This window comes from Actinoplanes sp. GCM10030250 (assembly GCF_042666575.1).
Taxonomy (GTDB): domain Bacteria; phylum Actinomycetota; class Actinomycetes; order Mycobacteriales; family Micromonosporaceae; genus Actinoplanes.
The window spans coordinates 1-819 of record NZ_JBHTDO010000111.1; the positions used below are offsets into that span (position 1 = coordinate 1).

The window sequence follows — 819 nt, forward strand, 5'->3', positions numbered from 1 at the left end:
TCAGCAACGCTTCGCTGCACGCCACCAGCTGCTGACGCAGATTCTCGCGGAGCTCGTCTAGGGCTTGGCGGTGCTCACGGCAGGACACGGCGAGTTCGGCCATCGCCGCAAGGCACGTTTCCGCGGTGGCCTCGACCGCTCGGAGGTCTTCATCGATGAACGCCGATTCCGGTGCGGTGATCGAGTCGAATGCAATGGCGGCGGCCTCGAGCGCGGCCGGGAATCCGGCGACATCGCCCGCGGTGCGGATGCGATCCCAGGTGTCGGCGGCGTTGCTGATGGTGGTGGCGTTGCCATCGGGCACGGTCAACCCGATTTTCTCGACCAGACCTAGCCCGGAATCAAGTAGGCCGCTACCGGGGCCGCCCGCAGAGGGGAGCGGGATCCGGCACAAAAATACGGGCGGAAAGGGTGCGGTCGGGCGCTCGGGTGCGGCTCCGGCGCCCATGGTGGCCGCATGCTCGGCCGTGTCGTGGTTGTAGCCGATTTCTTGCAGGATCAGGGCGTATCCGTGAGCCACGGTGGCCGTTTTGGTGACCATGCGCAGGATCTCGGCGGCGCGGGTGTCGTAGGTCGCGCCCCACGCGATGCCCTCCTCATAGGACCCTGACATGTCGGTGGCTTTGGCGAGTGCGGGCCATTGCGCGTCTACCGCAGCCCACCAGGCGGCCGCGGCGTTGGCCACCTTGTTGGCGGTGTCGTAGTAGACATTTACGTCTACGTCCAGGACGGTCACGGTGTGGTCTTACCGCCGCGTCCGAGCATGGCGATATTGGCCGCTGAGGTTTCCTCGTAGTGGGCGTGTGCGTCGGCGGCCGC

1 protein-coding gene is annotated in these 819 nt (G+C 66.7%); it reads right to left on the reverse strand.

The annotated features are described in order from the left end of the window. Positions 1–736 (reverse strand): hypothetical protein (locus ACFQV6_RS44270; RefSeq protein ID WP_378033742.1); only part of this gene is annotated, 736 nt, incomplete at its 3' end. Positions 737–819: the final 83 nt, after the last annotated feature.